The sequence below is a fragment of the Flavobacterium suzhouense genome, assembly GCF_042684765.1.
GTDB lineage: Bacteria > Bacteroidota > Bacteroidia > Flavobacteriales > Flavobacteriaceae > Flavobacterium > Flavobacterium suzhouense.
On the sequence record NZ_JBHUMD010000013.1, the window covers coordinates 23639 to 47302 of the forward strand.

Sequence of the window (23664 nt, forward strand, 5' to 3'; positions counted from 1 at the left end):
AGTTTTAGTTTAGGGCATATTTAAGCGTTATACCATAAGTGGCCGGATCACCTAGTACTGCCGCATATTGCCCGGCATTTCCTGCTGCAGGCAATAACTGCTCATAATAATTGCGATTAAGGATATTCCTCCCCCATATATAAGCTGACAGGCCTTTACTTACCCTAAAGCCAATACGACCATTCAGCAGGGCATATCCACCTATGTTAAGGTATTTTGATGGTGACGGACTCGATGAAAAATCACTTCTGAAATAGGTATCTATAGCCGCAAAGAAAAGACCTTGCTCGCTAAAAAATTTAGCATCGGTAGTATATTCAGCACCAATGGCACCGCTCCATTTTGAAATACCCGGAAGACGTCCCCCGGAAATATCTTTAAAGGCTTGAGTCCCTCCGGTCTCTTCGAGCGGTACGGGTGCATTTTTAAAAGAGTCGTATTTACCTTCAGTAAAAGAAATACTAAGATTAGCTGAAAAATGTTTAGCAAACTGACTATTAGCCTCTAACTCAACTCCTTTAACACTAACCTGGTCGGCATTGGAAAGATATCCCCTGTTAACACCCAACTCAGCAGTCTGAACCAGAGTCTGATAATCTTCAATTATGGTTTTATAAATTGTCAGATTAAGCCTAGTATTGTTAAACGGCGTTGATTTAAAGCCTGCCTCAAAATGCTGTACATTTTCAGGTTTGACAGTAGCAAGGTTTAACATAGGTTGACCATCAGCTGTCGGGAGTCCCCCCAGATTTACTCCTACCGGCTTGAAGCTCTGCGCATAAGTAGCATAAGCATTAGCCTTCTCAGAAAACCTATACTGTATGGTAAGCTGTCCGCTAAAATTATCATCCGAAACTTCAGTGCTGAATTTTTGATCCGAATACACCAGTTTCTTTAATGCCAACAGTTCAGGGTCAGTTGTTTCCAATCCTCCATAGGTTTCCCGATTGTAGTTTACCTTTTTCTTGTCATAATTATATCGTAGCCCCGGCAATACATGAAGTTTACTTGTTATGGACCAATCGAGCTGGCCGAATATTGCTGCACTTGTGGATTGTAATCTTGACTTGGTACGTATCCCATAACCATCAAAAAGCCCTGGTGTAGCCCAGAGTTCACTTGTAGTACTTTGGGAGAATCTCCATTGCGCAGCACCGGATTCTTCAATATGGTATGGGCTTGTTTTTAGGTCCTGTTCAATAGCATACAGCCCGATTACTCCTGATAATTTTTCACTAAAATTACCTGCATACCTGACTTCCTGTGATAGTTGATTATGTTTTGAGGGAGCTTGTGATTTGGTCAGCACAGGCAATCCCGTATAGTCCCTGTCATTCGATGGGTTCCAGTCCCAGAAACGCCATGCAGTTGTAGAGACAAGCTTGCCGTTGCCTATGGTGTGTTCATAGTTAACAGAGATACCTCCCAGATCATTATCAGAACGCCAGGCTGTATCCTGGTCCACTTTCCTGTCAAAAGCACTTTTATAAGGAAGACTATAGCCAAGATCAGCCACTATCTGGTCAAATTGACGGTAATCAGCCCTTTGGGTCCTCACGACTCCTGCAATAGCCTGCGCATAACCGTTGGGACGCTGTGATGCATAATCCGCTGAAAGTAAAAGCTCTGCATTTTCATTAAGAATGTATAATAACTGTCCTTTAACTCCAATATTATTCAGGTCATTGACACCTTGTCCTGTAGTAACATTTTCAATTACTCCATTACGTTGAGTTCCCGAAAAAGATAAGCGCCCCGCAATATTTTCAAGTAATCCACCGTTTAAAGACGTCTTAGCTTGTATGTAACCATAGTTACCATAACTTACCTCTGCCACAGCTGTTGGATTAAAAGTAGGCCTTTTAGAAGTAATATTAAACGCCCCGGCAGTAGTATTCTTACCAAAGAGCGTTCCTTGTGGTCCGCGTAAAACCTCGATCCGTTCAATATCGACAAAATCCAGTGTTGTGGCTGCCGGTCTGGCATGATAAACACCATCAATGTAAAAACCTACACCTGGGTCTATCCCATCATTGGTTAAGCCAAACGTGGAGCCTATACCTCTGACATTAAGCGTAGTATTCCTTGGATTTGATGAATATAACTGAACTGAAGGTACTAGTTCCTTTACTCTATTTACATTGAATGATCCGCTTTGTTCAATTTTAGAAGCACCAATTACAGCTATTGGAATTGGTATATCCTGAACCTCTTCTCTCCTTCGACGGGAGGTAATCTGAACTTCATTCAATACGGTTGATATCGGAGTCAGATATACGGCAAGCTGTTGATCGCTATTAAGAATTTCTACTTCTTTATCTTTATAATCCCCATGTGATAAAGTAAGATAAACAGGAAAAATCAAAGCTTCTCTGATTTCAAATTTTCCATTTTCATCCGTAAATACACTGATGGGAGAATCTTTAATTATTATTTTCACATTAGTTACAGGATGCCCGTCAGTGCCACTTGTTATTACTCCTGAAATTAAATGTTGGTTTTCCTGGGCAAAGCTATTGTAAGTCTGTAAAACAACTATAATTAATGCCTTGTTAGCCAGTTTCTGTAATAGTTTAAGCATCGTGGTTAGTTTAATAAAGTTTTAATTCCCGGTTAGCAAAATCACCAAAAGTTTCATTCAGGTTTTTTTCGGTTTTGTATTTATAGAATAATTCATCTAATACCGAAAGTATCTCTGTTTCATTTACTTTTTCTTTATAAATTTTGTTGAGCCTTGTTCCATAACGGTCTCCGCCAAGCATCAAATTGTACTGACCGGGACCAGTTCCTACAAACCCAATTTCTGCAACATATGGTCTGCCGCAACCATTAGGACAGCCTGTCATACGTATAACAATGTCTTCTTCCTGCAACTGATGCCTTTGCAAAAGCGGTTCCAGCTTAGTAACCAGTTCCGGTAGATAGCGTTGCGCTTCTGCAAGGGCTAAAGGACAGGTAGGAAGCGCAACACAGGCCATAGAGTTTTTTCGCAGGGCACTTATATTTAAGTCGATTTGATACTCCAGGAACAATTTTTCTATAACCTTTTTATCACTTTCGCTTACCTCTCCAATAATGAGATTCTGATTTGCTGAGAATATAAAATTGGATATTCCAAGCTGGGCTACTTTGTACAGAAATTCCTTTTGATAAGGTTTAACTACACCATGCTCCACAAAAAGCGTATAATACCATTTTCCGTCTTCACTCTGTTCCCAGCCATAACGATCACTGCGTTCTGTGAAAGTGTAAGCTCTTGCAGGTTCAAGGTCAAAACCTATGCGCCTTTCCAATTCTTCTTTAAACCATTCTACCGAAACTTTATCAATTGTATACTTAAGCCTTGAGAATTTGCGGTCCTCACGGTTTCCGTAATCACGCTGTATCGTCAGTATCTCATAGACAGCTTTCAGGGTCTTCTCTTCTGTATCTGTAAAACCAAGTATACTCCCCAGCCTTGCATAGGTATTAGGGTTACCGTGGGTAGTGGCCAGCCCGCCACCTGCAACAATATTGAAACCCTTAAGTTCATTATTCTCAATTACAGCTATGAGACCAATATCGTTGGTAAATACATCTACATCATTAGATGGCGGAATCGCAATACCGATTTTAAATTTGCGCGGTAAATAACGGTCCTGATAAAGCGGATCGGCCTCTGCAGATCGCTCATATATTTTCTCGCCATCAATAAATACTTCATAATATGCTTGTGTTTTTGGCAACAGCAATGTTGAAATCTTTTCTGCATAAGCATGTATTTTCCCATGGAGCGCTGAAACTTGGGGATGAGAACTTACAATAACATTCCGGTTAACATCACCGCAAGCTGCTATTGCATCCAGTTTTGCTGTATTAAAAGACTGAATAGTTGGACGCAACTGATGTTTCAATAGCCCATGAAGCTGCACAGTTTGCCTTGTAGTAATCTTAAGTGTACCTGTGCCGTACTGTTCGGAGGTTTCATGCAAATTAAGCCACTGGTCTGCAGTTATTGTTCCTCCCGGAATACGCAGTCTTATCATAAAAGAATACAGTTTGTCGAGCTTCTTTTCAGCACGTTCGGCACGTCTGTCCCTATCATCCTGTACATACATTCCATGAAACTTTACAAGCGTCTGGTCATCCGGACGTACATTACCTGTATAATTGTCTTCAAGGCTTTCTTTTAATGTTCCGCGTAGCCCATCGCTACTGGTTTTTATCTTTTCTATTGGCGATAACTTCTCACTCATAATTCTTTATTTAATAAACGTCTTTTAGTAATCTTCCCTCATCTATCAGGGTACTAACAATTTCTTTAGCTTGTTCAAAGCTTATTTTTCTTTGGGTACTGACAACTTCAGTTATAGCTTGTATTACATCTATACTCATGGGAGCCTTTTGCCCACATATATAAATTATTGCCCCATCTTCTATCCATTGATTAAGCTCTTCTCCTTTTTCACGTATACGATCCTGCACATAAATTTTTTGTTGTTGGTCTCTCGAAAAAGCCGTTTCCAAACGCGTCAATATACCCGATGCTAACCAATCCTGTACTTCGGTCTGATAATAAAAATCGTGAACAAAATGTTGCTCCCCAAAGAAAAGCCAGTTTCTTCCCTGTGCCCCAACGGAATCTCTTTCTGCTATAAAACTTCTAAAAGGAGCTATGCCGGTTCCCGGACCAATCATTATGATGTCTTTATCTTCAGGAGGCAATCTGAAATTATTGTTCTTATGGATGTAGAAACTTATTGCTGATCCGACGGGATAATCCGCCAGGTACCCCGATGCCAGACCATGTTTTGTCGCGCCGTTAGCATCAAAAGTATTGAGATTGACCGTGAGATGAACCTGCCCATCGTGCGCTTCCGCTGAAGACGAGATGGAATATAGCCTTGGTGCTATAGGAAGCAGTAACTTTACCAGACTTTCAATACTAAACTCTTCAGGAATCTCTACACCAGCAAGTAAATATTCAAGGTCGGCAACATCATCAGGAAATGATACTCCAAATAATTCTCCTATGAGACCGACAGATCTTTTGCTTAGCCCAAGCACATTTCTATCAATAAACCAGTCATTAGCAGATTTTGTCTCTGTATCGATTTTAATCTGTAGCTCAGATTCTATTTTAAGAATGGATAAAATAGAATCCACTACAGTAATATCATTTTTTGGGTATATTCCAAGTGCATCACCCGGCTCATATAGCACTTCTTCATCCGGTGTAATCTCTATATGATAAGTTTGTTTATTTGAGCCGATATCATTCAAAATCACCTTGTGTGTAATAACGCCTGTATATAATTTTTTATGACCCTGATCTGACTGTTGTGTTTTTTCTGCCGATAATACTCTTTGATGGTTTGCAACGTCTAAAAATTTTGAGAACAAGTCAACTTCCCATTTATTTGCTAAATCACTGTAGTCAACATCTGCTTTCACCAGTGGCAACAGGCGAGTTGCTCCACGCTCTTCCAGTATTTTGTCCAGAAGCACCGCTGCATTATTATATAATGGATAGGAAGAATCTCCTAAACCCAACACAGCATAAGTTAAATTCTGCAGATTTACCTCCTGTAACTGTAAGCTTTCATAAAATTTCTGAGCATTTTGCGGAAATTCACCTTCTCCCTGAGTACTGATTACAAATAGTGCCAGACTTTCTTTTTTTAGTTTCTCAACATCATATTGAAAAACGTCAATTACTTTAGAATTGATTTTTTTCTTTTTAAGACCTGCCAGCAGCGTAGAGGCAACTTTTTTAGAATTACCAGTCTCTGTTCCGTAAATAATTACAGGCTTAACGGTTATAGCCTGCGACTCAGTAATAGCTACGCTACTTTTAGACTGATGGTTTCCGTCTAAAAAGCCCGCTATATAACCTTTAGAAAAGATTAGTTCTTCATTTGAAGCGTCTTTAACCAACTCCTTTAATAAGGCATATTTAGATTCCGATAGCATTTTGGTATGTATTTATGTGGTTATCAAAATAAGATTTGTGGGACTGTGACTCACCAATCCACTTAAATTCATCGTGCAGACTCACTACCGAACCTACAATAAGCAATGTTGGTACATAAGCGAATTCTGGCAACAATGTATTCTGAAGCTGTTCGAAGCGGAAAACCTGCGTCTTTTGTAAAGGTGTAGTGGCTTGCTGCACTACAGCTATCCCTTTATTTTTGTCAATTCCGGCATTCAGCAGCTTACTTACAAGTGCATCAAGTTTCTGACCACTCATGTAATACACCAGGGTATCATCAGTAAGTGCCCAATCATTCCATTGCTGCTCATTAACCGACTCAATATCAAATAAAGTCAGGAAACGTACTCCTCTTGAATATTCCCTTGCTGTAAGGGGTATTCCCGTATAAGCCGCTGCTCCAAAAGCCGCCGATATTCCGGGAATAATCTCATAAGGAATCCTGTACTCTTTCAGTACCTTCAATTCATCAAGTACGTTAGAAAATAATGAAACATCCCCTCCTTTTAGCCTAAGCACTAGTAATCCTTCACCTGCCAACTCAACCATAAGTTCGTTAATGTCCTGCTGTGGGGTATGAATTCCTCTGGAACATTGCTTACCAACATAAATTACATGCGCATCCTTTCTGGCATTTTGCGCAATCAGTTCAGGAGATACCAGCCTGTCAGTTAGTACTACATCTGCCTGTTGCAGATAGCGAAGCGCTTTTACGCTTATAAGTTCCGGATCACCCGGACCGGCACCTGCAAGTATTACTTTTCCTTTTTTCAATTTCATATCATTTGTTTTTAGATAATGACATTCCATTAAATATGTCATTACCTATGAATTAAATTTAAAACAAGCCGTCTACCGAAAGGTATCGTTCACCTGTATCATAATTAAATGTCAACACTACGGCATCATCAGGCAGGGTTTTAATCCTTTTGGCAACAGCAGCGAGAGATGCCCCTGTAGAAATTCCTCCCAGTACACCTTCCTTACCGGCAAGATCTCTGGCATAGGCAAAGGCTTCTTCCTTCCCAACCTGTATGATCTCATCCACTAGTTGAGCTCCATAGATTCCGGGTACAAATCCGGCTCCTATACCCTGTAGGGGATGTGGTGCAGGAGCTCCACCAGAAAGTACCGGAGATAACTCCGGCTCCACAGCAATAACTTTAAGCCCTGGGAACTTCTCCTTTAATACTGATGCTACACCTGTTATATGCCCTCCGGTTCCCACACCAGTAATCAGGTAGTCAATACCCGAAGGAAAATCCTGAAGTATCTCTTCTGCGGTTGTTCTTTTATGTACTTCTACGTTCGAATTATTATCAAACTGGGAAGGAGACCAGGCGTTTGGAATTTCATTAACAAGCTCGGCCGCCCTGGCAATAGCACCTTTCATTCCTTTTTCACGTGGAGTAAGTTCAAATTCAGCTCCATAAATCTGCATCAGCTTCCTTCGCTCTATACTCATAGATTCCGGCATTACAAGAATAACTCTGTAGCCTTTTACGGCTGCCACAAGGGCCAGTCCAATACCTGTATTTCCTGAGGTAGGTTCTACAATCACGCTGTCTTGGGTAAGAAGTCCCTGTTTTTCCGCATCTTCGATCATAGCAAGCGCAATCCTGTCCTTAATGCTGTTGCCCGGATTATTGCGTTCCAGCTTAATAAATACATTTTTTCCTTCACCGAAAAGTCTGTTTATCTTTACAACAGGAGTTTTCCCTATTGTTTCTAAAATATTATTTGCTTTCATTTTTATTATAATTCGTTTATATTGTATAATTATCTGCCAGAACTTTAAGCTTTCGCTTTTGTTTTATTATCTCTCTTTTATGAAAAACCTGAGTATCTGGAGGAACCGATTCGGTTAGCCATACGTTGCCGCCTATTACTGATCCTTCTCCTACTATAGTTTCTCCTCCCAGTACAGTAGCGTTAGCATATAGTATCACTTTATCTTCAATAGTAGGATGCCGTTTAAGAGAGGCTTTGTCCTTGTCTACACTTAATGCTCCAAGCGTTACACCCTGATAGATTTTTACATCGTTGCCAATTTTAGCCGTTTCACCAATAACAATCCCGGTACCATGGTCGATAAAAAACCTTTTACCAATTTCAGCAGCAGGATGTATATCAATTCCCGTTTTACTGTGAGTATATTCGCTAATAAGTCTGGGAAGTATCTGCATACCTAACTGCCATAATTCGTGAGCCAGCCTATGTATTGTAAGGGCATAAAATCCGGGATATGCAATGAGCACCTCATCTTTAGATTTAGCAGCCGGATCAAACTGAAGTACGGCATTCAAATCTTCCAGTAGCATACTGTGTATTTCGCCTATTCGACCGAAAAATATTCCGGACAGCGTCATTGACTCTGTCATAGTCATTTTTTCCTGAAGCAAAAATCCTTTTAAACTATCCCTTAGTTCAATCTCCTTGTTATTGAATATGGAATAGGTAATATAACGTTCCTCAAGGCTGAATAGCCAGCTATAAAGTTCATCTACCCATTGCCTTACCTTGTGGTAATCCAAATAAATGCGGGGTTCAAGAAGGTTCTTTCTGTAAATAGCCCTGGTATTGTAATCTCCTACTGTTTCCATTACACTGTATTTTCTAAAAACATAAGTCCTCCTACTGTAGAAAATGTAGTTTCGTCAATGAGGATACCATTTCCTGTTTTGCTATTCTTTTCAAAAGCATCAAAATGTACAGGCTGATTGGTTCTTATTACAATTTGTGCTATATCGTTTTGACTTATCTCATTGGCATCTGTAAATTCCCATTGATTAACATCCCATTTGTTGGTGATACCTATAATTTTTGCACGTAGGTTCCTGAAACGATGCTGAAGGATATAGGTCTTATCAAGCTTCAAAGGTTCCTTGTCAAGCCATGATATCCAGGCTCTTATCTCTGTAGAGTTTTCTATATATCCGTCAGACGCTATTATGCCATCTCCTCGGCTGATATCTATATTGTCACTGAAATGCAATACAATATTTTGTCCAGCCGTAGCTTCTGATATGTTTTTACCATCCTGTTCTATACTGCTTATTGTAGTTTCTATCCCCGAAGAGAGAATCCTGACTTTATCGCCAACAGAATAATTACCACTAAGAACCGGCCCGGCATATCCTCTGTAATCATGATACTTATCGTCTTTTGGGCGGATTACCCATTGTACCTGAAATCGGGCCGGAAGTTCTTTGCCTGAAGAGATTTCTATTTCTTCCAGTATTTGTAATAATGGTTTTCCCGGATACCACGCCGTAAAAAGCGATTTAGTTACAATATTATCTCCTTCAAGTGCACTCACCGGTACGTAACTAATCTCATCAAAATTGAGCTTATCGCTTATGCCAATAAAATCTTCCTTTATTCGTTCAAATACCTGGGCCGAATAATTTACCAGGTCTATTTTGTTTATTGCAACTATTGCTTTGCGGATACCAATCAGTGATGCAATACTTGCATGTCTTCGGGTTTGTTCGGTAATACCTTTACGGGCATCCACCAAAATGATTATTACATCTGAATTAGATGCTCCTGTAATCATATTCCGGGTATACTGTTCATGTCCGGGTGCATCGGCAATTATGAATTTGCGTTTGGTTGTACTGAAATATTTATAGGCAACATCTATTGTTATTCCCTGTTCTCGTTCGGATCTCAATCCGTCAGTAATCAATGACAGATCAATGTTACTTCCCGATATTTCACCCTGCTTTTTGAGCAATCCCAGCTGATCAGTATGAATACTGCCCGAGTCATATAATAATCTTCCAATTAAAGTGCTCTTTCCATCATCTACATTACCTGCTGTTATAAATCGTAAAGTGTTCATGTTTTCTAATTTTTTTGTTTTTAAAAATACCCTTGCTTTTTGCGGTCTTCCATTGCAGCTTCTGACAACTGATCATCTAGTCTTGTCTGGCCCCTTTCACTAATCCTGGTATTGATGATGTCAGAAATTATATCATCAATATTCCCTGCTTCTGAAGGCACTGCAGCCGTACAGGTCATATCACCTACTGTTCTGTAGCGAACGCTTTGGTAAACAACTTTATCTTCAGGTAAGGGCCTGATAAAAGGCGAGGTAGCAACCAGCCTGTCCTGAAATACAATAAGCTCCCTTTCATGTGCAAAATATAGAGGCGGCAGGGCGATATCGTATTTCTTGATATAATTCCATACATCAAGTTCAGTCCAGTTACTTAAAGGAAATACTCTCACATTATGTCCTTTGGAAATCTTACCATTCAGAATATCCCATAACTCCGGACGCTGGAGTTTAGGTTCCCATTGTCCAAAATCATCTCTCACTGAAAAGATTCTTTCTTTAGCACGTGCTTTTTCCTCGTCCCTCCTTGCGCCCCCAATACAAGCATCAAAGCCATGTTCCTGTATAGTATCAAGTAAGGCATAAGTTTGTAGTGAATTTCTCGAAGGAAATCGTCCCGGTGTTTCCTTTAGATTGTATTTCTTTATACTATCCTCTACTGATCCTATAATCAGTCTCTCGCCTATTTTTCCAACTAATGAATCACGGAATTCCAGAGCTTCCGGAAAGTTATGCCCTGTATCAATGTGCACCAATGGGAAAGGTAATTTTCCGGGGCTAAATGCTTTTAGTGCCAAATGCACCAGTACTATAGAGTCTTTGCCTCCTGAAAAGAGAAGTGCCGGTTTCTCGAATTGCGCGGCTGTTTCTCTTAAGATGTAAACAGCTTCATTCTCAAGCTGTTCAAGGTAATCTGTTATATTGCTCATGATTTATCTTATTTTAGTCTTATCTATGTAATCCACATTCTTTTTTACTGCTATCTTCCCACCACCATCGCCCTGCCCTTAAATCTTCCCCTTCACGGACTGCTCTTGTACATGGAGCACATCCTATACTGAGAAAACCCCTGTCATGCAATGGATTATATGGTATTCCATGTTTTTTGATATAAGCCAACACATCATCAGTAGTCCAATGTAATAAGGGACTGTATTTGTAAAGCTGATATTCCGAATCCCACTCAACAACATCAGATTTTATCCTGTTATCTGATTGTTCGGCTCTCAGTCCTGTTATCCAAACTTTCGCATCTTTCAACGCTCTTTTAAGTGGTCCTACCTTGCGGATATAACAGCATTCTTTGCGAAGCTCCTGTGATTCATAAAATCCATTAATACCATTACTGTCTACAAAATGCTCAAGATCATGAGTATTGGGACTATAGCTTTTGATATTGATGCCATATTGAAGCTGTGTCTTTTCCCATGTGGCATATGTTTCAGGAAAAAGCCTTCCCGTATCCAGGGTAAAAGCTTCAATATTGCGTAATCCCTGACTGAAAATAGCATGGGTAAGTACCTGATCCTCTATACCAAAACTTGTTGAAAAAACTATTTTACCTTTCGTACCAGTAGAAAGCTTATAAAGATCACTTTCAAGATGTTGCTTACCTTCAAAACCGTCTAAAAAACTAATATTCATATTTGATTAGGTTAAAAAAAAAGCCCCTTGGAATCCAAGGGGCTTTTAGTTATTATATATACTTATTGCTCTCAACAGTAATATAAATAGCGTAACATGCCCCAGGAGACCTGACACATACAACATACCGCTACAACTGTTAAAGAAAATTTCATAATGTTTGTTCTATAATGATTTCAAAAGATTCGGCTAAAAATAAAAAAAGCCCCTGCAGATGCAGAGGCTTAATAATGTATAATTCGGTTCAGATTATGCAATAAGGCTCCCTGCGGAAAATTCCGACATGATACAGCACATATTACAAGTTCCTAAATTCATTTTCGTTTTTTAACGGTACAAACTTGCGAATAATATTTTTATCACGCAACTACATTTTTAATTTTTATTTAAAAAACATGAAAAAAAACTAGTTTTAGAGTCTTTTCATATAAAAAAGACGTCGAAAACATGAATTTCAGGCCATAAACACATTAATTAGTTCACGCAACATTTTCAAAAAAACACTGTCCTATACAGAATAATTAATAAATTAAAACCTAATCATTAAATAAGGCCCATTTGGTGTTAAATGAACTAATATCTGTAAATTATGAATAAAAACTTAAGTAATTGTCCCGTTAAGCCTGTAAAAGTCACTTTTCATAAAGACTAATAGGTAAAGGCAATACCTCCACCCATGCCCATATCACTATCATAATGTGCCGAAAGGGACCAGTACCGGGTCAATATATAGCGGCTGCCTACACTGTATTCAAAATCAGTATTCCAGCTTCCCCATAATCGTAATCTGGAAGTAACAGGTATATTTTGTCTCGTGAACTGCAAGCGAACATTGCCTTTATGGTCTACCCGTAAATCACTCTCTACAAACCAGGGTAAAACATAAATAATCCCAAAACACGCTACTGCCCTTTTTGCCTGTGTGCTTCGCTGCCCAAAAAGATTGCGCTGTTTATCCATCTCGTTATGATACCTGAAATCCCAACCTGTATATACAGCAAAAAATTGCTTATTGTCCAGAAAACGACCAATGTGCGCTTCGGTTTCATAACCGGATTCATCATTATAGCCCACTCTCCATTCAGCATCTATAAAATTGCGTGTGTTTTCAAGTCGTAGCTCTCCATCACTACCATTACTTTCAAGACCAATATCCGCCGAAAAATAATAGCGCTTATCGTCTGCATATACTTTTTTTAGTGATGCTTCAGCATCAGGCAACTGTGGATTAGGTGGCGAATCCTCATAGGTAAATATTCTGCCCATACCGCTCATCATATGATAGAGTATATGACAATGAAAAAACCAGTCACCATATTCTTCGGAAGCATTAAATTCAATAGTATCGGTTTCCATAGGCATAATGTCAAGTACACTTTTTAGTGGTGAATATTCTCCATATTGGTTGACTACCCTAAAAAAATGTCCATGAAGATGCATGGGATGTCGCATCATTGAATTATTGGTTATGATAATACGTATATTCTCTCCTGCTTTAATTAGAATCTTATCGGTTTCTGATATGGTTTTATTATCAACAGTCCATACATAGCGATTCATATTTCCGGTAAGCGTAAAATGCAACGTACGATAAGGCCTGTCGGGCAAAGTGGTCTTTACCGGCGATTTAAGCATATTGTAATTAAGTGTAACAATATCCTTATTCTCTTTCAGTGCATGATGATCATGTTCTTTAATGCCTTCCATACCATCTGCTTTTGTAGTATCCGGACCTTGCATGTCAGTCATTGCCATATCTGCTATTTCAGGATACATAACTGCATTCATATCCATCTGCTGCAAACTCATATTCATCCCCATATCTTTCATGTTCCCTCCCACAGTCATCATATCATTCATCATCTGCATCCCCTCAAAATAATTAAGCCTTTTCAAAGGATTGGCCAACTGCTTAATTCCGTTACCAAGCCATAAAGATGTATGCCCGGTTCGGTCTTCAGAAGTGGCAACTAACTCATAAGCTATGCCTTTAGGAGGAATAGTCACAATTACATCGTAAGTTTCTGAAGTTCCTACTATAAAACGATCTACACTCACCGGTACGACCTCTGCCCCATCAGATGCTACCACAGCCATCTTACCACCTGCATAATTAACCCAAAAATAAGTAGAGGAACTCCCATTAATGATTCGTACGCGCACTTTTTCTCCGGGCTTAAAATCTGCAGCCTGAACTTCGGTTTTACCATTAGCAAAAAAGCGCTCGTAATATACATCGCTCACGTCCATAGCCCGCATACGCTTCCATTCGTTATTGAACTTTGTTCCAAACTTATTCTCCTTTATAGCCTGTCCGTAATTTTGGGTAGCTCCTTTTTTGATACTGAACCAATCATTTTCCTTGTGAAGCATACGTTCAACCTGATGCGGATTCATATCAGTCCAGTCACTTAAGAGCATTGTATATTCCGGCATCTTAGGTTCATCTTTTTTATGGATGATAAACGCTCCATACATACCTGACTGTTCCTGTAACATAGTGTGCGAGTGATACCAATAAGTACCACTCTGTTTTAAGGGAAATTTAAACGTATGCACACTCATAGGTTTTATGGGAGCCGTAGTAAGATATGGTACACCATCCTGCTCATTAGGAAGCAGAAGCCCATGCCAATGTACTGAAGTTTCATGATGCATCATATTATGCACTCTTATTACAGCTGTATCACCCTCAGTAAAATGCAGCTCCGGACCTGGTATCATGCCATTAATAGCGATAGCACTTACAGTTTTACCGGTATAGTTTACTACTGTATCAGTAACATACAGGTCATATTCCTTAATTTTCTGCGCCTGCATTGCCATAGAAAACAGCAGTAAGCAAATAAAAATTAGCTTTTGCATAGGCATTATTTAAGGGTTTCAACAGTGTTTCCGCAACTTAACATCTTATTTCCGTAATAAGGATTCTTTATTTCTTTTCCTAAACTCAGCCAGTTAGCCCCTTTGCCACTATTATACATTGGACAATGCTGGTAATAAATGGTTTCACCTGTATTAAAAGCCTTTGCTACATTATAAAAAGCATCCGACAAGGTTACAAAATGATCACGTTGATGTTTTATATCATTAGTGCTGGCAATATGTTCAGCATCTTCCTGTATAGTCGGCAGATTTTTCATCCATACCATATGGGCAGCATCTTGCATCTTATCCATTGGCACCGCTTTTAGCGTTTTCTCTAATTCTGATGCAGCCTTAGCTGCCGCTGATCCGTCTGACTTTACCAAAGCATCTTTTAGAGTAAAATAAGACCTATAGACATCTTTTAAAATAATATTGCTTTGGCCTGAATTTTCAGCAGCCAGAGTTTCATGACCTTCATGATTATCCTTATTAGCAGTAGTTTCAGCAGGGCGCTCATACTGGCAACATCCCGGAAGTTTATTATAAGCTTCAGAGGGTGCGAGGTATTTCTCATTATCGTAACCTGCATAGGCTACTTTTTTTAGGAGTGCATCGGCAGTGGTTTTAGTAGTATCGTAAGTAAGAGTTAGTTTTTGTGAGTCCTTATCCCATACAGCTTCAGATATTTTCTTTTCTGTAGCGGCTTTTTCAATCGTCTTTTTACACATATCACAGTTACCATAGACGGTAACTATTTCGGTTTGGGTATTTTTTAACTGCGCGTTAGCATATGACGATACCAGCATAAATACAGGTATCGCTATTTTATAAAATAGGTTCATGATTTTTAATATTTATAAGTAAACAAATAATTCAGTTTGTGTGACTTGCTTAAACACACTTATGGCTATTACAATTATGGTTTAGCTTATTTTAGGAGGAAGGCGAAGTCCGTGAGTATCGGACTCAAAATATGATTCTGAATAAACAAATTTTTCTTTTGTTTCTAATGCAGAATTAAACAGCTCTCCCGTTTCCAAAGAAGCAATTGGCAAAAATTTCAGCATACCTATAGTCAGGCATTGACAGCAATTTCCGTCACATTTTCCTTTATGTTCCTGCTTACAAACATCAGCATGATTTGTATTAGTTACCGAACATTCTGTATAAGACTTGTTTTGGGGAGTATGATTTGAATTATTACAGGCAAAAGAAGTCTCTGGGGTTAAAATAAACCCTAAAACCATCAGCACTATAATATATAAGTTTTTCATATCCAACCGGTTTCAAAAAACCTTTAATAAAGTAATGTAAATGTACTACCTATTTCTCTATGGTCACTTATACAATTTTATAAAGATTATATAAAATTTTGGTATTGTCCGTTTTCAGTAAATATTCAAAGACATATATACATCTGAAAATCAGGCACAATATTTTAATCTCAAAGCAAAATAAAAATATAATTTCTGGTCAAATAATTTTGTTTTTTAAAAATAGTTCTATATTTGCTACGTTATTTCAGACAAATAACCCTTAAGTATGAGATTTAATCAACTACATCATCATCATCATTTTAATACTGGCTCAAATGCGAGAAGGAAATGATATGTAGTTAATCCAAATATTTTTCTAAAACCCGTTTGAGTAAAATCAGACGGGTTTTTTATTTAATCGAGCGCTCCCCCTTCTTTTTTTACTCAGGCATTATTTCTAATAAAAATGAGTAAATTAAAAATTGCCATTCAGAAGAATGGCCGGCTTAGCGAAAAATCGCTCCAGTTACTAAAGGAGTGCGGGATAAAACTTTCTAACGGCGAACGCACTTTAAAAGCAGTATCTACAAATTTTCCGATTGAGATCCTGTTTCTAAGGGATGATGACATCCCTCAATACGTAGAGCAAGGTATTGCAGACGTAGGGATACTGGGTGAAAACGAAGTATGGGAAAAAAACAAACAGGTTACAATTAACACCAAACTTGGTTTTGCTAACTGTCGTCTTTCCCTGGCTATTGCAAAAGATGTTGAATATAATGATACATTATACTTCAATAACAAAAAAATAGCAACAAGTTACCCGGTTATTTTACAGCAATACCTTGATAAAAATAACATTGTCGCCGAAATCGAACCTATCAATGGCAGTGTAGAGATTGCCCCGGGTATCGGGCTTGCAGATGCTATTTTTGACATTGTTAGCACGGGAAGCACTTTACAAATTAACGGGTTAAAGGAAGTTGAGGTAGTTAGCAAAAGTGAAGCTGTATTAATTTCTAACCCCAGCCTCGAAAGTAATAAAAAGGAAATCCTTGAAAAATTGCTTTTCAGGATACAGTCTGTTAAGAACGCTTCCGAAAACAAATACATCCTGTTAAATGCTCCCAATTCTTCAATAAAAAAGATATCTGAGGTATTACCCGGCATGAAAAGTCCAACTGTCCTATCTCTTGAAGAGCCTGGTTGGAGCAGTATTCATTCTGTAATACGTGAAGATGATTTTTGGAATAATATAGACCGCCTAAAAGCATTAGGCGCTCAGGGAATATTAGTAGTTAATGTTGAAAAAATGATACTGTAAACAAATGAAAACATACTACAACCCTACTAAAAAGGAATGGTCGTCGCTATGCGAAAGACCTGTTATAAAAAGCTATAACCTGGAAGAACTGACTACCCAGATATTTACAGAAATTCAAAGGAAAGGAGACGTTGCAGTTAGAAAGTATACCAGCATTTTCGACGGTGTTGTACCTGATAGCTTAAAACTAACAGAACAGGAAATAGCACTATCGGCTAAGCTAATACCTGAAGAGCTAAAACAAGCCATACAACTGGCGAAAACCAACATTGAAAAATTTCACATTTCTCAGAAAGAGGCAAAAACTATAATTGAAACAACTGAAGGTGTATACTGCTGGAGAGAGAGCCGTGCGATAGAGAATGTAGGTATTTACATTCCGGGTGGCTCTGCCCCTCTTTTTTCAACAGTACTTATGCTCGCTATTCCGGCACAAATAGCAGGCTGTAAAAACATTGTATTGTGTACACCGCCTGATAAGAATGGAAAGATCAATGATGCAATTCTTTATGCGGCACAGCTAACCGGAATTAAAGATATTTATTGCATTGGTGGCATTCAGGCTATTGGTGCTATGACTCTGGGTACTGAAAGTGTACCAAAAACCGATAAAATTTTCGGCCCTGGAAATCAGTATGTAACCGCCGCTAAACAACTGGCATTAAAATATGGTGTAACCATAGATATTCCTGCTGGCCCAAGTGAACTATTAATTATTGCCGATACCTCTGCAAATCCTGAATATCTGGCTGCCGATTTACTTTCACAGGCCGAACATGGTTCTGACAGCCAGGTGATTTTGTTATGCACGGAAGAATCTTTGGCTAAGGCAACTATAACTGAAGTGAACAGGCAAATTCAGGATTTACCCAGAAGAGAAATAGCTGGAAAAGCATTACAAAACAGCAAGATCATTGTTTTTGATGATTTGGAGTCATGCTTCGGCCTGAGTAATCAATATGCCCCTGAACACCTTATAATTGCCTGTGAAAATGCTGAAAATTATACCGATAAGATAATAAATGTCGGCTCTGTCTTTCTTGGTAATCTAAGCTGTGAAAGTGCCGGAGATTATGCCAGTGGAACCAACCACACCTTACCTACAAATGGTTATGCTAAAAATTATAGCGGAGTATCCCTCGACAGTTTTATACGAAAAATTACTTTTCAAAAAATCAGTGAGAAGGGTCTGCAGAATATCGGTCCGGCTATCGAAATAATGGCTGAAGCCGAACAGCTACAGGCTCATAAAAATGCAGTTACAATACGATTAAAAGACTTATACAATGTTTGATTTAAATACGATAGTACGTCCAAATATTCTGGCACTGCAGCCCTATTCCTCAGCCCGGGATGAATATTCCGGTAAACAGGGAATATTTCTCGATGCTAATGAAAATCCTTTCGGAGAATTAAATCGTTACCCTGATCCTTATCAAAGCGAATTAAAAGATAAAATAGCATTGGTATACTCTATTGCTCCTGAAAACATCTTTATTGGTAATGGCAGTGACGAGGCAATAGACCTTTGCCTGAGAATATTTTGCGAACCGGGAAAAGACAAAGCCCTAACTTTTACACCTACCTATGGTATGTATAAAGTATCGGCAGCCATAAACAATATAGAGTTATTGGAAATCCCGCTTAATGCCGAATTTCAGATAGATATAAACAGCGCTATAGCTTCCTTGAAAGATCCCGCTATAAAAGTACTGTTCATTTGTTCGCCAAATAATCCCTCTGGTAACACAATTGAGGAAATTGAAACGATGATCAAAAACTTTAAGGGTATAGTAATAGTAGATGAGGCATATGCCGATTTTACCAATAGCTCTCTGCTTGAAAAACTTGGAATGTATCCTAATCTGGTTATACTAAAAACACTAAGCAAAGCCTGGGGACTTGCGGCTGTACGTTTAGGAATGGCATTTGGATCTAAAGCTATAATTGATCTCTTCAATAAGGTAAAGCCACCATACAACATCAGTACGCTCAATTATAAGGCCGCGATTGAAAAACTTGGGGATATACAAGGCTTTGAAAAAGCAAAATTTCTACTGATTAGCGAAAGAGAAAGAATGGCCGAAGCTCTTACAAAGTTACCTCAGGTCGTTAAAGTATATCCGTCTCAGGCAAACTTCCTCTTGATTGAAGTGCGTAACGCTAATAGAATCTATGATTATTTAAAACAAAACAACATTATAGTAAGAAACAGAAATCAGGAAATACCCAATTGTATAAGGATAACTGTTGGTACTCCTGATGAAAACAAAAAACTTCTTACCATATTAGAAAATAGCACTTTATGAAAAAAATACTTTTTATAGATCGTGACGGAACAATCGTTATTGAGCCGCCTGTCGACCTTCAGCTTGATAGTTTGGAAAAACTGGAATTTTATCCCGGCGTATTTAATGGGTTATCCAAAATAGTAAACGAACTGGATTATGAACTTGTAATGGTTACCAATCAGGATGGCCTGGGAACAGATTCTTTTCCCGAAGATACATTTTGGCCTGCTCAGAATAAGATAATTCAGGCATTAAAAAATGAAGGTATCTCTTTTAGAGAAATTATCATTGATAAAAGTTTCGAACACGAGAACCTTCCCACCCGTAAACCAGGAACGGCATTACTAACCCATTATCTAAAAGGAGATTTTGACCTCGCAAATTCTTATGTCATCGGAGACAGGCAAACCGATATCGACCTGGCAAAGAACCTTGGAAGCAAATCAATATTTATTGGCGACAATAACAAACAGGCAACATTTGTAACAAAGAGCTGGAATGAAATTTACAATCATCTGAAAGCACTTCCCCGAATTGCTTCGGTATTCAGGAAAACTAAGGAAACAGAAATCAGTATACTTTTAAACCTTGATGGTACAGGAAAAAGCGACATAGCCACAGGTATTTCATTTTTTGACCACATGCTGGATCAGGTAGCTAAACATGGAAGCGTGGACCTTTCGATAACAGTTAAGGGCGATTTACACATAGACGAGCATCACACTATAGAAGATACCGCATTGACATTAGGTGAAGCCTTCAAAGTTGCGTTAGCGAGTAAAAAAGGAATAGACAGATATGGATTCCTTTTACCCATGGATGATTGCCTGGCACAGGTAGCCATTGATTTTGGAGGCAGACCCTGGTTAGTTTGGGATGCTCTGTTTACCCGTGAAAAAATTGGTGAGATGCCTACGGAAATGTTCATGCATTTTTTCAAATCGTTTAGTGATACGGCAAAATGCAATCTCAATATCAAAGCAGAAGGAACCAATGAGCATCATAAAATTGAAGCAATATTTAAGGCTTTTGCTAAAGCAATTAAAATGGCAATTAAAAAGAATAATGATTTTTCAATCCCAAGCACAAAAGGAACATTATGATAGCAATACTAAAATATAATGCCGGCAATGTCACGTCAGTAAAAAATACTGTCGAACGTTTGGGCTATCAATGTATTATAACTGATGATCCTAAACTTCTTGCATACGCAGACAAAGTGATTTTTCCCGGAGTGGGTCAGGCAGCAACAGCTATGGAATATTTAAAAGCAAAAGGATTAGATACAGTAATTAAATCGCTTACACAACCTGTATTAGGAATTTGCCTTGGCATGCAGCTTATGTGTAATTCAACCTCAGAAGGAAATACTGAAGGACTTGGAATATTCGATATAGAAGTCAAAAAATTCCCGCCCGATGAAATTGTCCCCCACATGGGATGGAATACCTTAAATATCAAGGGATCAAAATTATTCAAAAACATTCCAACTGATGCTCATTTTTACTTCGTCCATAGCTATTATGCCGAAATGTCCAAATATGCTATAGCTGAATGTAGCTATATATTACCCTACAGTGCAGTATTGGAAAAAGATAATTTTTATGCTGTTCAGTTTCATCCTGAAAAGTCAGGTGTGTTTGGAGAAATACTAATTAAAAACTTTCTGGAATTATGAGAATTATACCCGCAATAGATATAATAGATGGTAAGTGTGTCCGGCTTACTCAGGGAAACTATGATACCCAAAAAATATACAATACAAATCCTGTTGATGTGGCAAAAAAATTTGAAGATTCAGGTATAAAATATCTGCATCTGGTTGATCTTGACGGAGCAAAAGCAGGTAAAATAGTTAATAGTAAAGTTCTTGAAGATATTGCCAGCCAAACAAATTTGATAATAGACTATGGTGGCGGAATTACATCTGACTGCCAGATCGAAAAAGCGTTCAACAGTGGCGCGAACCAAATAACAGCGGGGAGTATTGCTGTCAGAAGGCCCGATATAGTTTCTAAATGGCTTGAAGTATACGGTTCAGAAAAAATAATACTCGGTGCCGATTGCAACAATCGCAAAATAGCTCTTAACGGATGGCTGGATCAAAGTGAGGATGATGTTTTGGTTTATATTAAGAATTATCAGCAAAAAGGAATTCAGCAGGTAATTTGTACTGACATGGCTAAAGACGGTATGTTATTGGGCCCCTCAACGGCATTGTATCTCGAAATACTTACTTCTCACGATATTAAACTTATCGCCAGTGGCGGCATATCTTCTATTAAAGATATTTATGGCATGAAAGAAATTGGATGTGAAGGTGTAATCATTGGTAAAGCCATCTATGAAGGACAAATCAAACTAAAAGAATTAAGCAGGTTATGTTAAAAAAAAGAATCATACCATGCCTTGATATCAAGGATGGACGTGTGGTAAAAGGTATAAATTTCCTGGGGCTTAATGATGCAGGAAATCCAATTGAATTAGCGGCTAAATATGTAAAGGATGGTGCTGACGAATTGGTATTTCTTGATATTACTGCTACACTTGAAAAAAGAAAAACATTAGTAGAGCTTGTCAGGACAATCGCGAAAGAGATAAACATTCCATTTACAGTTGGTGGTGGAATAGCTACAGTTCTGGATGCTGAAATACTAATCAATAGTGGTGCCGACAAAATAAGCCTTAATACCGCTGCCGTGCGAAATCCAGAGTTAATAAGTGAAATAGCCCATAAAATGGGTAGCCAGGCTGTAGTTGTTGCAATAGACACCAAATTAGTCAATAACACAAATGAAGTAATTATTAACGCCGGCAAAACTACTACCGGTATTGAACTGGGAAGCTGGGCGAGGTATGTGGAACAGATGGGAGCCGGTGAGATACTGCTCACTTCTATGAATCAGGATGGAACAAAAAAAGGATTTGATATTGCTACTATTAATGCTGTAAGCAATGCCGTAAATATACCTGTCATTGCCTCCGGAGGAGCTGGAAACAAGGAACATTTTAAAGATGTTTTTTCTAAAACAAATGTTACTGCAGCTTTAGCCGCAAGCATTTTTCATTATGATGAGATTACGCTATCTGAACTTAAATATTATTTAAAAGAACAAAACATTCCTATACGATGACACCCGACTTTACAAAATCAAATGGACTCTTACCTGTTATAATTCAGGATGCCGGAACAATGAAAGTATTAATGTTAGGCTACATGGATCAGGAAGCTTACACAAAAACTTTTGAAACCGGATATGTAACTTTTTACAGCCGTAGCCGTAAAAGCTTATGGACAAAAGGCGAGACTTCCGGAAATTATCTTATTGTTCAGTCCTGTTCTCTTGATTGTGATTCTGATGCTTTATTGATAAATGCTATACCAAAAGGCCCAACTTGCCACACCGGAAATGAATCCTGTTTTTCCCTTCCGGACGAAAAAGGTTTTCTTTACAAATTAGAGCAGATAATAAATGAACGAATTATATCCGGATCTGAGGAGTCCTCTTACACCAAAAAGTTATTTAATGAAGGAATTAATAAAGTTGCTCAGAAAGTAGGTGAAGAAGCTGTTGAACTTATTATTGAAGCAAAGGATAATAATATCGAGCTATTTAAAAATGAAGCAGCCGATTTACTATTCCATTTGTTAATTTTACTTAAAGCTAAAGGACTTGAATTAAAAGATATTGAAAGCACACTTTTATCAAGGCAGCGATAAAATCTTTAAACCCACAATCTCGCTATAAAAACAAAAACCGGGCAGCTATTGGCTGCCCGGTTCTTTTTATTGCTTTTGCATTCTTATCTCTTCAGTGAGAAATGCGATTTAAATTCACGTATCACGGTTGTTGTACCGTCAAATTCAGGGTAGGTTACCGTAAACCAGTAGTCGGTTGCCGGTACCGGTGTACCGTTGAAGGTACCATCCCATCCGTCACTGTCAGGGCTGATCTGCTTGATCAGTTTGCCATAACGGTCAAAGATGTAGATGACCGATCCTGTCTCCTGTAGCCCGATGATGTTCCACGTATCGTGGAAGCCATCGCCATTCGGGGTGAAGAAGTTAGGGTAATCCACAATGCTTGCATCGGTGATCACAAGCTCATCACACGAGTCCGGGTTGGTATCCCTTACCCTTACCGTATGGCTGCCCGGTGCCACATTGCTGAAGATATTACTATCCTGCCATGGGCCGTTGTCAAGGCTGTACTGGTATACGCCATAACCTTCTACCGTTACCGTGATGGTCTGGTTGTCGCTAAAGTAGTTGGTCACATAATAACCCCTGCCTACTTTAACGGCCGATCCGCTTTTGATCACTACTGCCGCTGCTGATTCTTCAGACTCACAGCCTGTAGCGCTCGTTGCAATTACCGTATAGCTTCCTTCTGCCTGTGCGAGTAATGTCGGGCCTGTCTCGTTCGGTAGCTCTTCTCCGTTCAGGAACCATCGGAAGCTAT

Annotated in this window: 21 protein-coding genes; 8 read left to right on the forward strand and 13 right to left on the reverse strand. The window is 38.8% G+C overall.

Annotated features, from left to right (window positions below; all coding sequences use genetic code 11):
- Nucleotides 1-4: 4 nt before the first annotated feature.
- The 12 genes from ACFSR3_RS08830 to ACFSR3_RS08885 all read right to left on the reverse strand — a co-directional run bounded on the left by ACFSR3_RS08830 (nucleotide 5) and on the right by ACFSR3_RS08885 (nucleotide 15604).
- Complete coding sequence (locus ACFSR3_RS08830; RefSeq protein WP_379820651.1) at nucleotides 5-2581, reverse strand: TonB-dependent receptor; 2577 nt, start codon at nucleotides 2579-2581, stop codon at nucleotides 5-7.
- Between the two features lie 10 nt (nucleotides 2582-2591).
- Nucleotides 2592-4235 (reverse strand): NADPH-dependent assimilatory sulfite reductase hemoprotein subunit, encoded by a 1644-nt coding sequence (locus ACFSR3_RS08835; RefSeq protein WP_379820652.1) that lies wholly within the window; start codon nucleotides 4233-4235, stop codon nucleotides 2592-2594.
- 10 nt (nucleotides 4236-4245) lie between these two features.
- A complete protein-coding gene (locus ACFSR3_RS08840) occupies nucleotides 4246-5952 on the reverse strand; it encodes a diflavin oxidoreductase (RefSeq protein WP_379820653.1) in 1707 nt (568 codons plus the stop codon).
- Nucleotides 5936-6754: a uroporphyrinogen-III C-methyltransferase gene (cobA, locus tag ACFSR3_RS08845; RefSeq protein WP_379820654.1), complete on the reverse strand. Its 819-nt coding sequence runs from the start codon at nucleotides 6752-6754 to the stop codon at nucleotides 5936-5938. The genes ACFSR3_RS08840 and cobA overlap by 17 nt, the downstream gene beginning before the upstream one ends.
- A gap of 58 nt (nucleotides 6755-6812) precedes the next feature.
- Nucleotides 6813-7724, reverse strand: coding sequence for a cysteine synthase A (gene cysK / locus ACFSR3_RS08850; protein WP_379820655.1), 912 nt, complete (start codon nucleotides 7722-7724; stop codon nucleotides 6813-6815).
- Nucleotides 7725-7740: 16 nt separating this feature from the next.
- On the reverse strand, nucleotides 7741-8577 hold the full coding sequence (gene epsC, locus ACFSR3_RS08855; RefSeq protein WP_379820656.1) for a serine O-acetyltransferase EpsC: 837 nt from the start codon (nucleotides 8575-8577) through the stop codon (nucleotides 7741-7743).
- Complete coding sequence (locus ACFSR3_RS08860) at nucleotides 8577-9821, reverse strand: sulfate adenylyltransferase subunit 1 (protein ID WP_379820657.1); 1245 nt, start codon at nucleotides 9819-9821, stop codon at nucleotides 8577-8579. The genes epsC and ACFSR3_RS08860 overlap by 1 nt, the downstream gene beginning before the upstream one ends.
- Before the next feature lie 20 nt (nucleotides 9822-9841).
- The gene (gene cysD, locus ACFSR3_RS08865; RefSeq protein ID WP_379820658.1) at nucleotides 9842-10747 is read right to left on the reverse strand and encodes a sulfate adenylyltransferase subunit CysD; all 906 of its coding nucleotides are present in this window, start codon (nucleotides 10745-10747) and stop codon (nucleotides 9842-9844) included.
- A 19-nt stretch (nucleotides 10748-10766) separates the two neighbouring features.
- Nucleotides 10767-11462, reverse strand: coding sequence for a phosphoadenylyl-sulfate reductase (locus ACFSR3_RS08870; protein ID WP_379820659.1), 696 nt, complete (start codon nucleotides 11460-11462; stop codon nucleotides 10767-10769).
- Between the two features lie 648 nt (nucleotides 11463-12110).
- Nucleotides 12111-14327, reverse strand: a complete 2217-nt coding sequence (locus ACFSR3_RS08875; RefSeq protein WP_379820660.1) for a multicopper oxidase domain-containing protein — start codon at nucleotides 14325-14327, stop codon at nucleotides 12111-12113.
- A gap of 5 nt (nucleotides 14328-14332) precedes the next feature.
- On the reverse strand, nucleotides 14333-15172 hold the full coding sequence (locus ACFSR3_RS08880) for a DUF3347 domain-containing protein (RefSeq protein WP_379820661.1): 840 nt from the start codon (nucleotides 15170-15172) through the stop codon (nucleotides 14333-14335).
- An 81-nt stretch (nucleotides 15173-15253) separates the two neighbouring features.
- Nucleotides 15254-15604, reverse strand: coding sequence for a hypothetical protein (locus tag ACFSR3_RS08885; protein WP_379820662.1), 351 nt, complete (start codon nucleotides 15602-15604; stop codon nucleotides 15254-15256).
- 448 nt (nucleotides 15605-16052) lie between these two features.
- Between ACFSR3_RS08885 and hisG the strand changes: the two genes are divergently transcribed.
- Genes hisG through hisIE form a run of 8 tightly spaced genes read left to right on the forward strand, consistent with a single transcriptional unit; the run spans nucleotide 16053 to nucleotide 22922 of the window.
- Entirely contained in the window at nucleotides 16053-16910 is an 858-nt protein-coding gene (hisG, locus tag ACFSR3_RS08890) for an ATP phosphoribosyltransferase (RefSeq protein ID WP_379820663.1), read from the forward strand.
- A 4-nt stretch (nucleotides 16911-16914) separates the two neighbouring features.
- Nucleotides 16915-18204 carry a histidinol dehydrogenase gene (gene hisD / locus ACFSR3_RS08895; RefSeq protein WP_379820664.1) on the forward strand — a complete coding sequence of 430 codons (1290 nt, stop codon included), beginning with the start codon at nucleotides 16915-16917 and terminating at the stop codon, nucleotides 18202-18204.
- Nucleotides 18197-19219: a histidinol-phosphate transaminase gene (hisC, locus tag ACFSR3_RS08900; RefSeq protein ID WP_379820665.1), complete on the forward strand. Its 1023-nt coding sequence runs from the start codon at nucleotides 18197-18199 to the stop codon at nucleotides 19217-19219. Before hisD ends, hisC begins: the two co-directional genes overlap by 8 nt.
- Nucleotides 19216-20304: a bifunctional histidinol-phosphatase/imidazoleglycerol-phosphate dehydratase HisB gene (gene hisB, locus ACFSR3_RS08905; RefSeq protein ID WP_379820666.1), complete on the forward strand. Its 1089-nt coding sequence runs from the start codon at nucleotides 19216-19218 to the stop codon at nucleotides 20302-20304. Before hisC ends, hisB begins: the two co-directional genes overlap by 4 nt.
- A complete protein-coding gene (hisH, locus tag ACFSR3_RS08910) occupies nucleotides 20301-20879 on the forward strand; it encodes an imidazole glycerol phosphate synthase subunit HisH (protein WP_379820667.1) in 579 nt (192 codons plus the stop codon). Before hisB ends, hisH begins: the two co-directional genes overlap by 4 nt.
- The gene (gene hisA, locus ACFSR3_RS08915; RefSeq protein ID WP_379820668.1) at nucleotides 20876-21589 is read left to right on the forward strand and encodes a 1-(5-phosphoribosyl)-5-[(5-phosphoribosylamino)methylideneamino]imidazole-4-carboxamide isomerase; all 714 of its coding nucleotides are present in this window, start codon (nucleotides 20876-20878) and stop codon (nucleotides 21587-21589) included. Before hisH ends, hisA begins: the two co-directional genes overlap by 4 nt.
- Nucleotides 21583-22335: an imidazole glycerol phosphate synthase subunit HisF gene (hisF, locus tag ACFSR3_RS08920; RefSeq protein WP_379820669.1), complete on the forward strand. Its 753-nt coding sequence runs from the start codon at nucleotides 21583-21585 to the stop codon at nucleotides 22333-22335. Before hisA ends, hisF begins: the two co-directional genes overlap by 7 nt.
- Nucleotides 22332-22922: a bifunctional phosphoribosyl-AMP cyclohydrolase/phosphoribosyl-ATP diphosphatase HisIE gene (gene hisIE, locus ACFSR3_RS08925; RefSeq protein ID WP_379820670.1), complete on the forward strand. Its 591-nt coding sequence runs from the start codon at nucleotides 22332-22334 to the stop codon at nucleotides 22920-22922. The genes hisF and hisIE overlap by 4 nt, the downstream gene beginning before the upstream one ends.
- Nucleotides 22923-23005: 83 nt before the next feature.
- Here hisIE and ACFSR3_RS08930 read toward each other — a convergent pair.
- A partial coding sequence (locus ACFSR3_RS08930) for a T9SS type B sorting domain-containing protein (RefSeq protein WP_379820671.1) occupies nucleotides 23006-23664 on the reverse strand: 659 nt, incomplete at its 5' end.

Bases quoted from the DNA above. Each gene is read 5' to 3' on its own strand.
- ACFSR3_RS08830 (WP_379820651.1), bottom strand. From the start codon at position 2,581: ATGCTTAAACTATTACAGAAACTGGCTAACAAGGCATTAATTATAGTT.
- ACFSR3_RS08835 (WP_379820652.1), bottom strand. From the start codon at position 4,235: ATGAGTGAGAAGTTATCGCCAATAGAAAAGATAAAAACCAGTAGCGAT.
- ACFSR3_RS08840 (WP_379820653.1), bottom strand. From the start codon at position 5,952: ATGCTATCGGAATCTAAATATGCCTTATTAAAGGAGTTGGTTAAAGAC.
- cobA (WP_379820654.1), bottom strand. From the start codon at position 6,754: ATGAAATTGAAAAAAGGAAAAGTAATACTTGCAGGTGCCGGTCCGGGT.
- cysK (WP_379820655.1), bottom strand. From the start codon at position 7,724: ATGAAAGCAAATAATATTTTAGAAACAATAGGGAAAACTCCTGTTGTA.
- epsC (WP_379820656.1), bottom strand. From the start codon at position 8,577: ATGGAAACAGTAGGAGATTACAATACCAGGGCTATTTACAGAAAGAAC.
- ACFSR3_RS08860 (WP_379820657.1), bottom strand. From the start codon at position 9,821: ATGAACACTTTACGATTTATAACAGCAGGTAATGTAGATGATGGAAAG.
- cysD (WP_379820658.1), bottom strand. From the start codon at position 10,747: ATGAGCAATATAACAGATTACCTTGAACAGCTTGAGAATGAAGCTGTT.
- ACFSR3_RS08870 (WP_379820659.1), bottom strand. From the start codon at position 11,462: ATGAATATTAGTTTTTTAGACGGTTTTGAAGGTAAGCAACATCTTGAA.
- ACFSR3_RS08875 (WP_379820660.1), bottom strand. From the start codon at position 14,327: ATGCAAAAGCTAATTTTTATTTGCTTACTGCTGTTTTCTATGGCAATG.
- ACFSR3_RS08880 (WP_379820661.1), bottom strand. From the start codon at position 15,172: ATGAACCTATTTTATAAAATAGCGATACCTGTATTTATGCTGGTATCG.
- ACFSR3_RS08885 (WP_379820662.1), bottom strand. From the start codon at position 15,604: ATGAAAAACTTATATATTATAGTGCTGATGGTTTTAGGGTTTATTTTA.
- hisG (WP_379820663.1), top strand. From the start codon at position 16,053: ATGAGTAAATTAAAAATTGCCATTCAGAAGAATGGCCGGCTTAGCGAA.
- hisD (WP_379820664.1), top strand. From the start codon at position 16,915: ATGAAAACATACTACAACCCTACTAAAAAGGAATGGTCGTCGCTATGC.
- hisC (WP_379820665.1), top strand. From the start codon at position 18,197: ATGTTTGATTTAAATACGATAGTACGTCCAAATATTCTGGCACTGCAG.
- hisB (WP_379820666.1), top strand. From the start codon at position 19,216: ATGAAAAAAATACTTTTTATAGATCGTGACGGAACAATCGTTATTGAG.
- hisH (WP_379820667.1), top strand. From the start codon at position 20,301: ATGATAGCAATACTAAAATATAATGCCGGCAATGTCACGTCAGTAAAA.
- hisA (WP_379820668.1), top strand. From the start codon at position 20,876: ATGAGAATTATACCCGCAATAGATATAATAGATGGTAAGTGTGTCCGG.
- hisF (WP_379820669.1), top strand. From the start codon at position 21,583: ATGTTAAAAAAAAGAATCATACCATGCCTTGATATCAAGGATGGACGT.
- hisIE (WP_379820670.1), top strand. From the start codon at position 22,332: ATGACACCCGACTTTACAAAATCAAATGGACTCTTACCTGTTATAATT.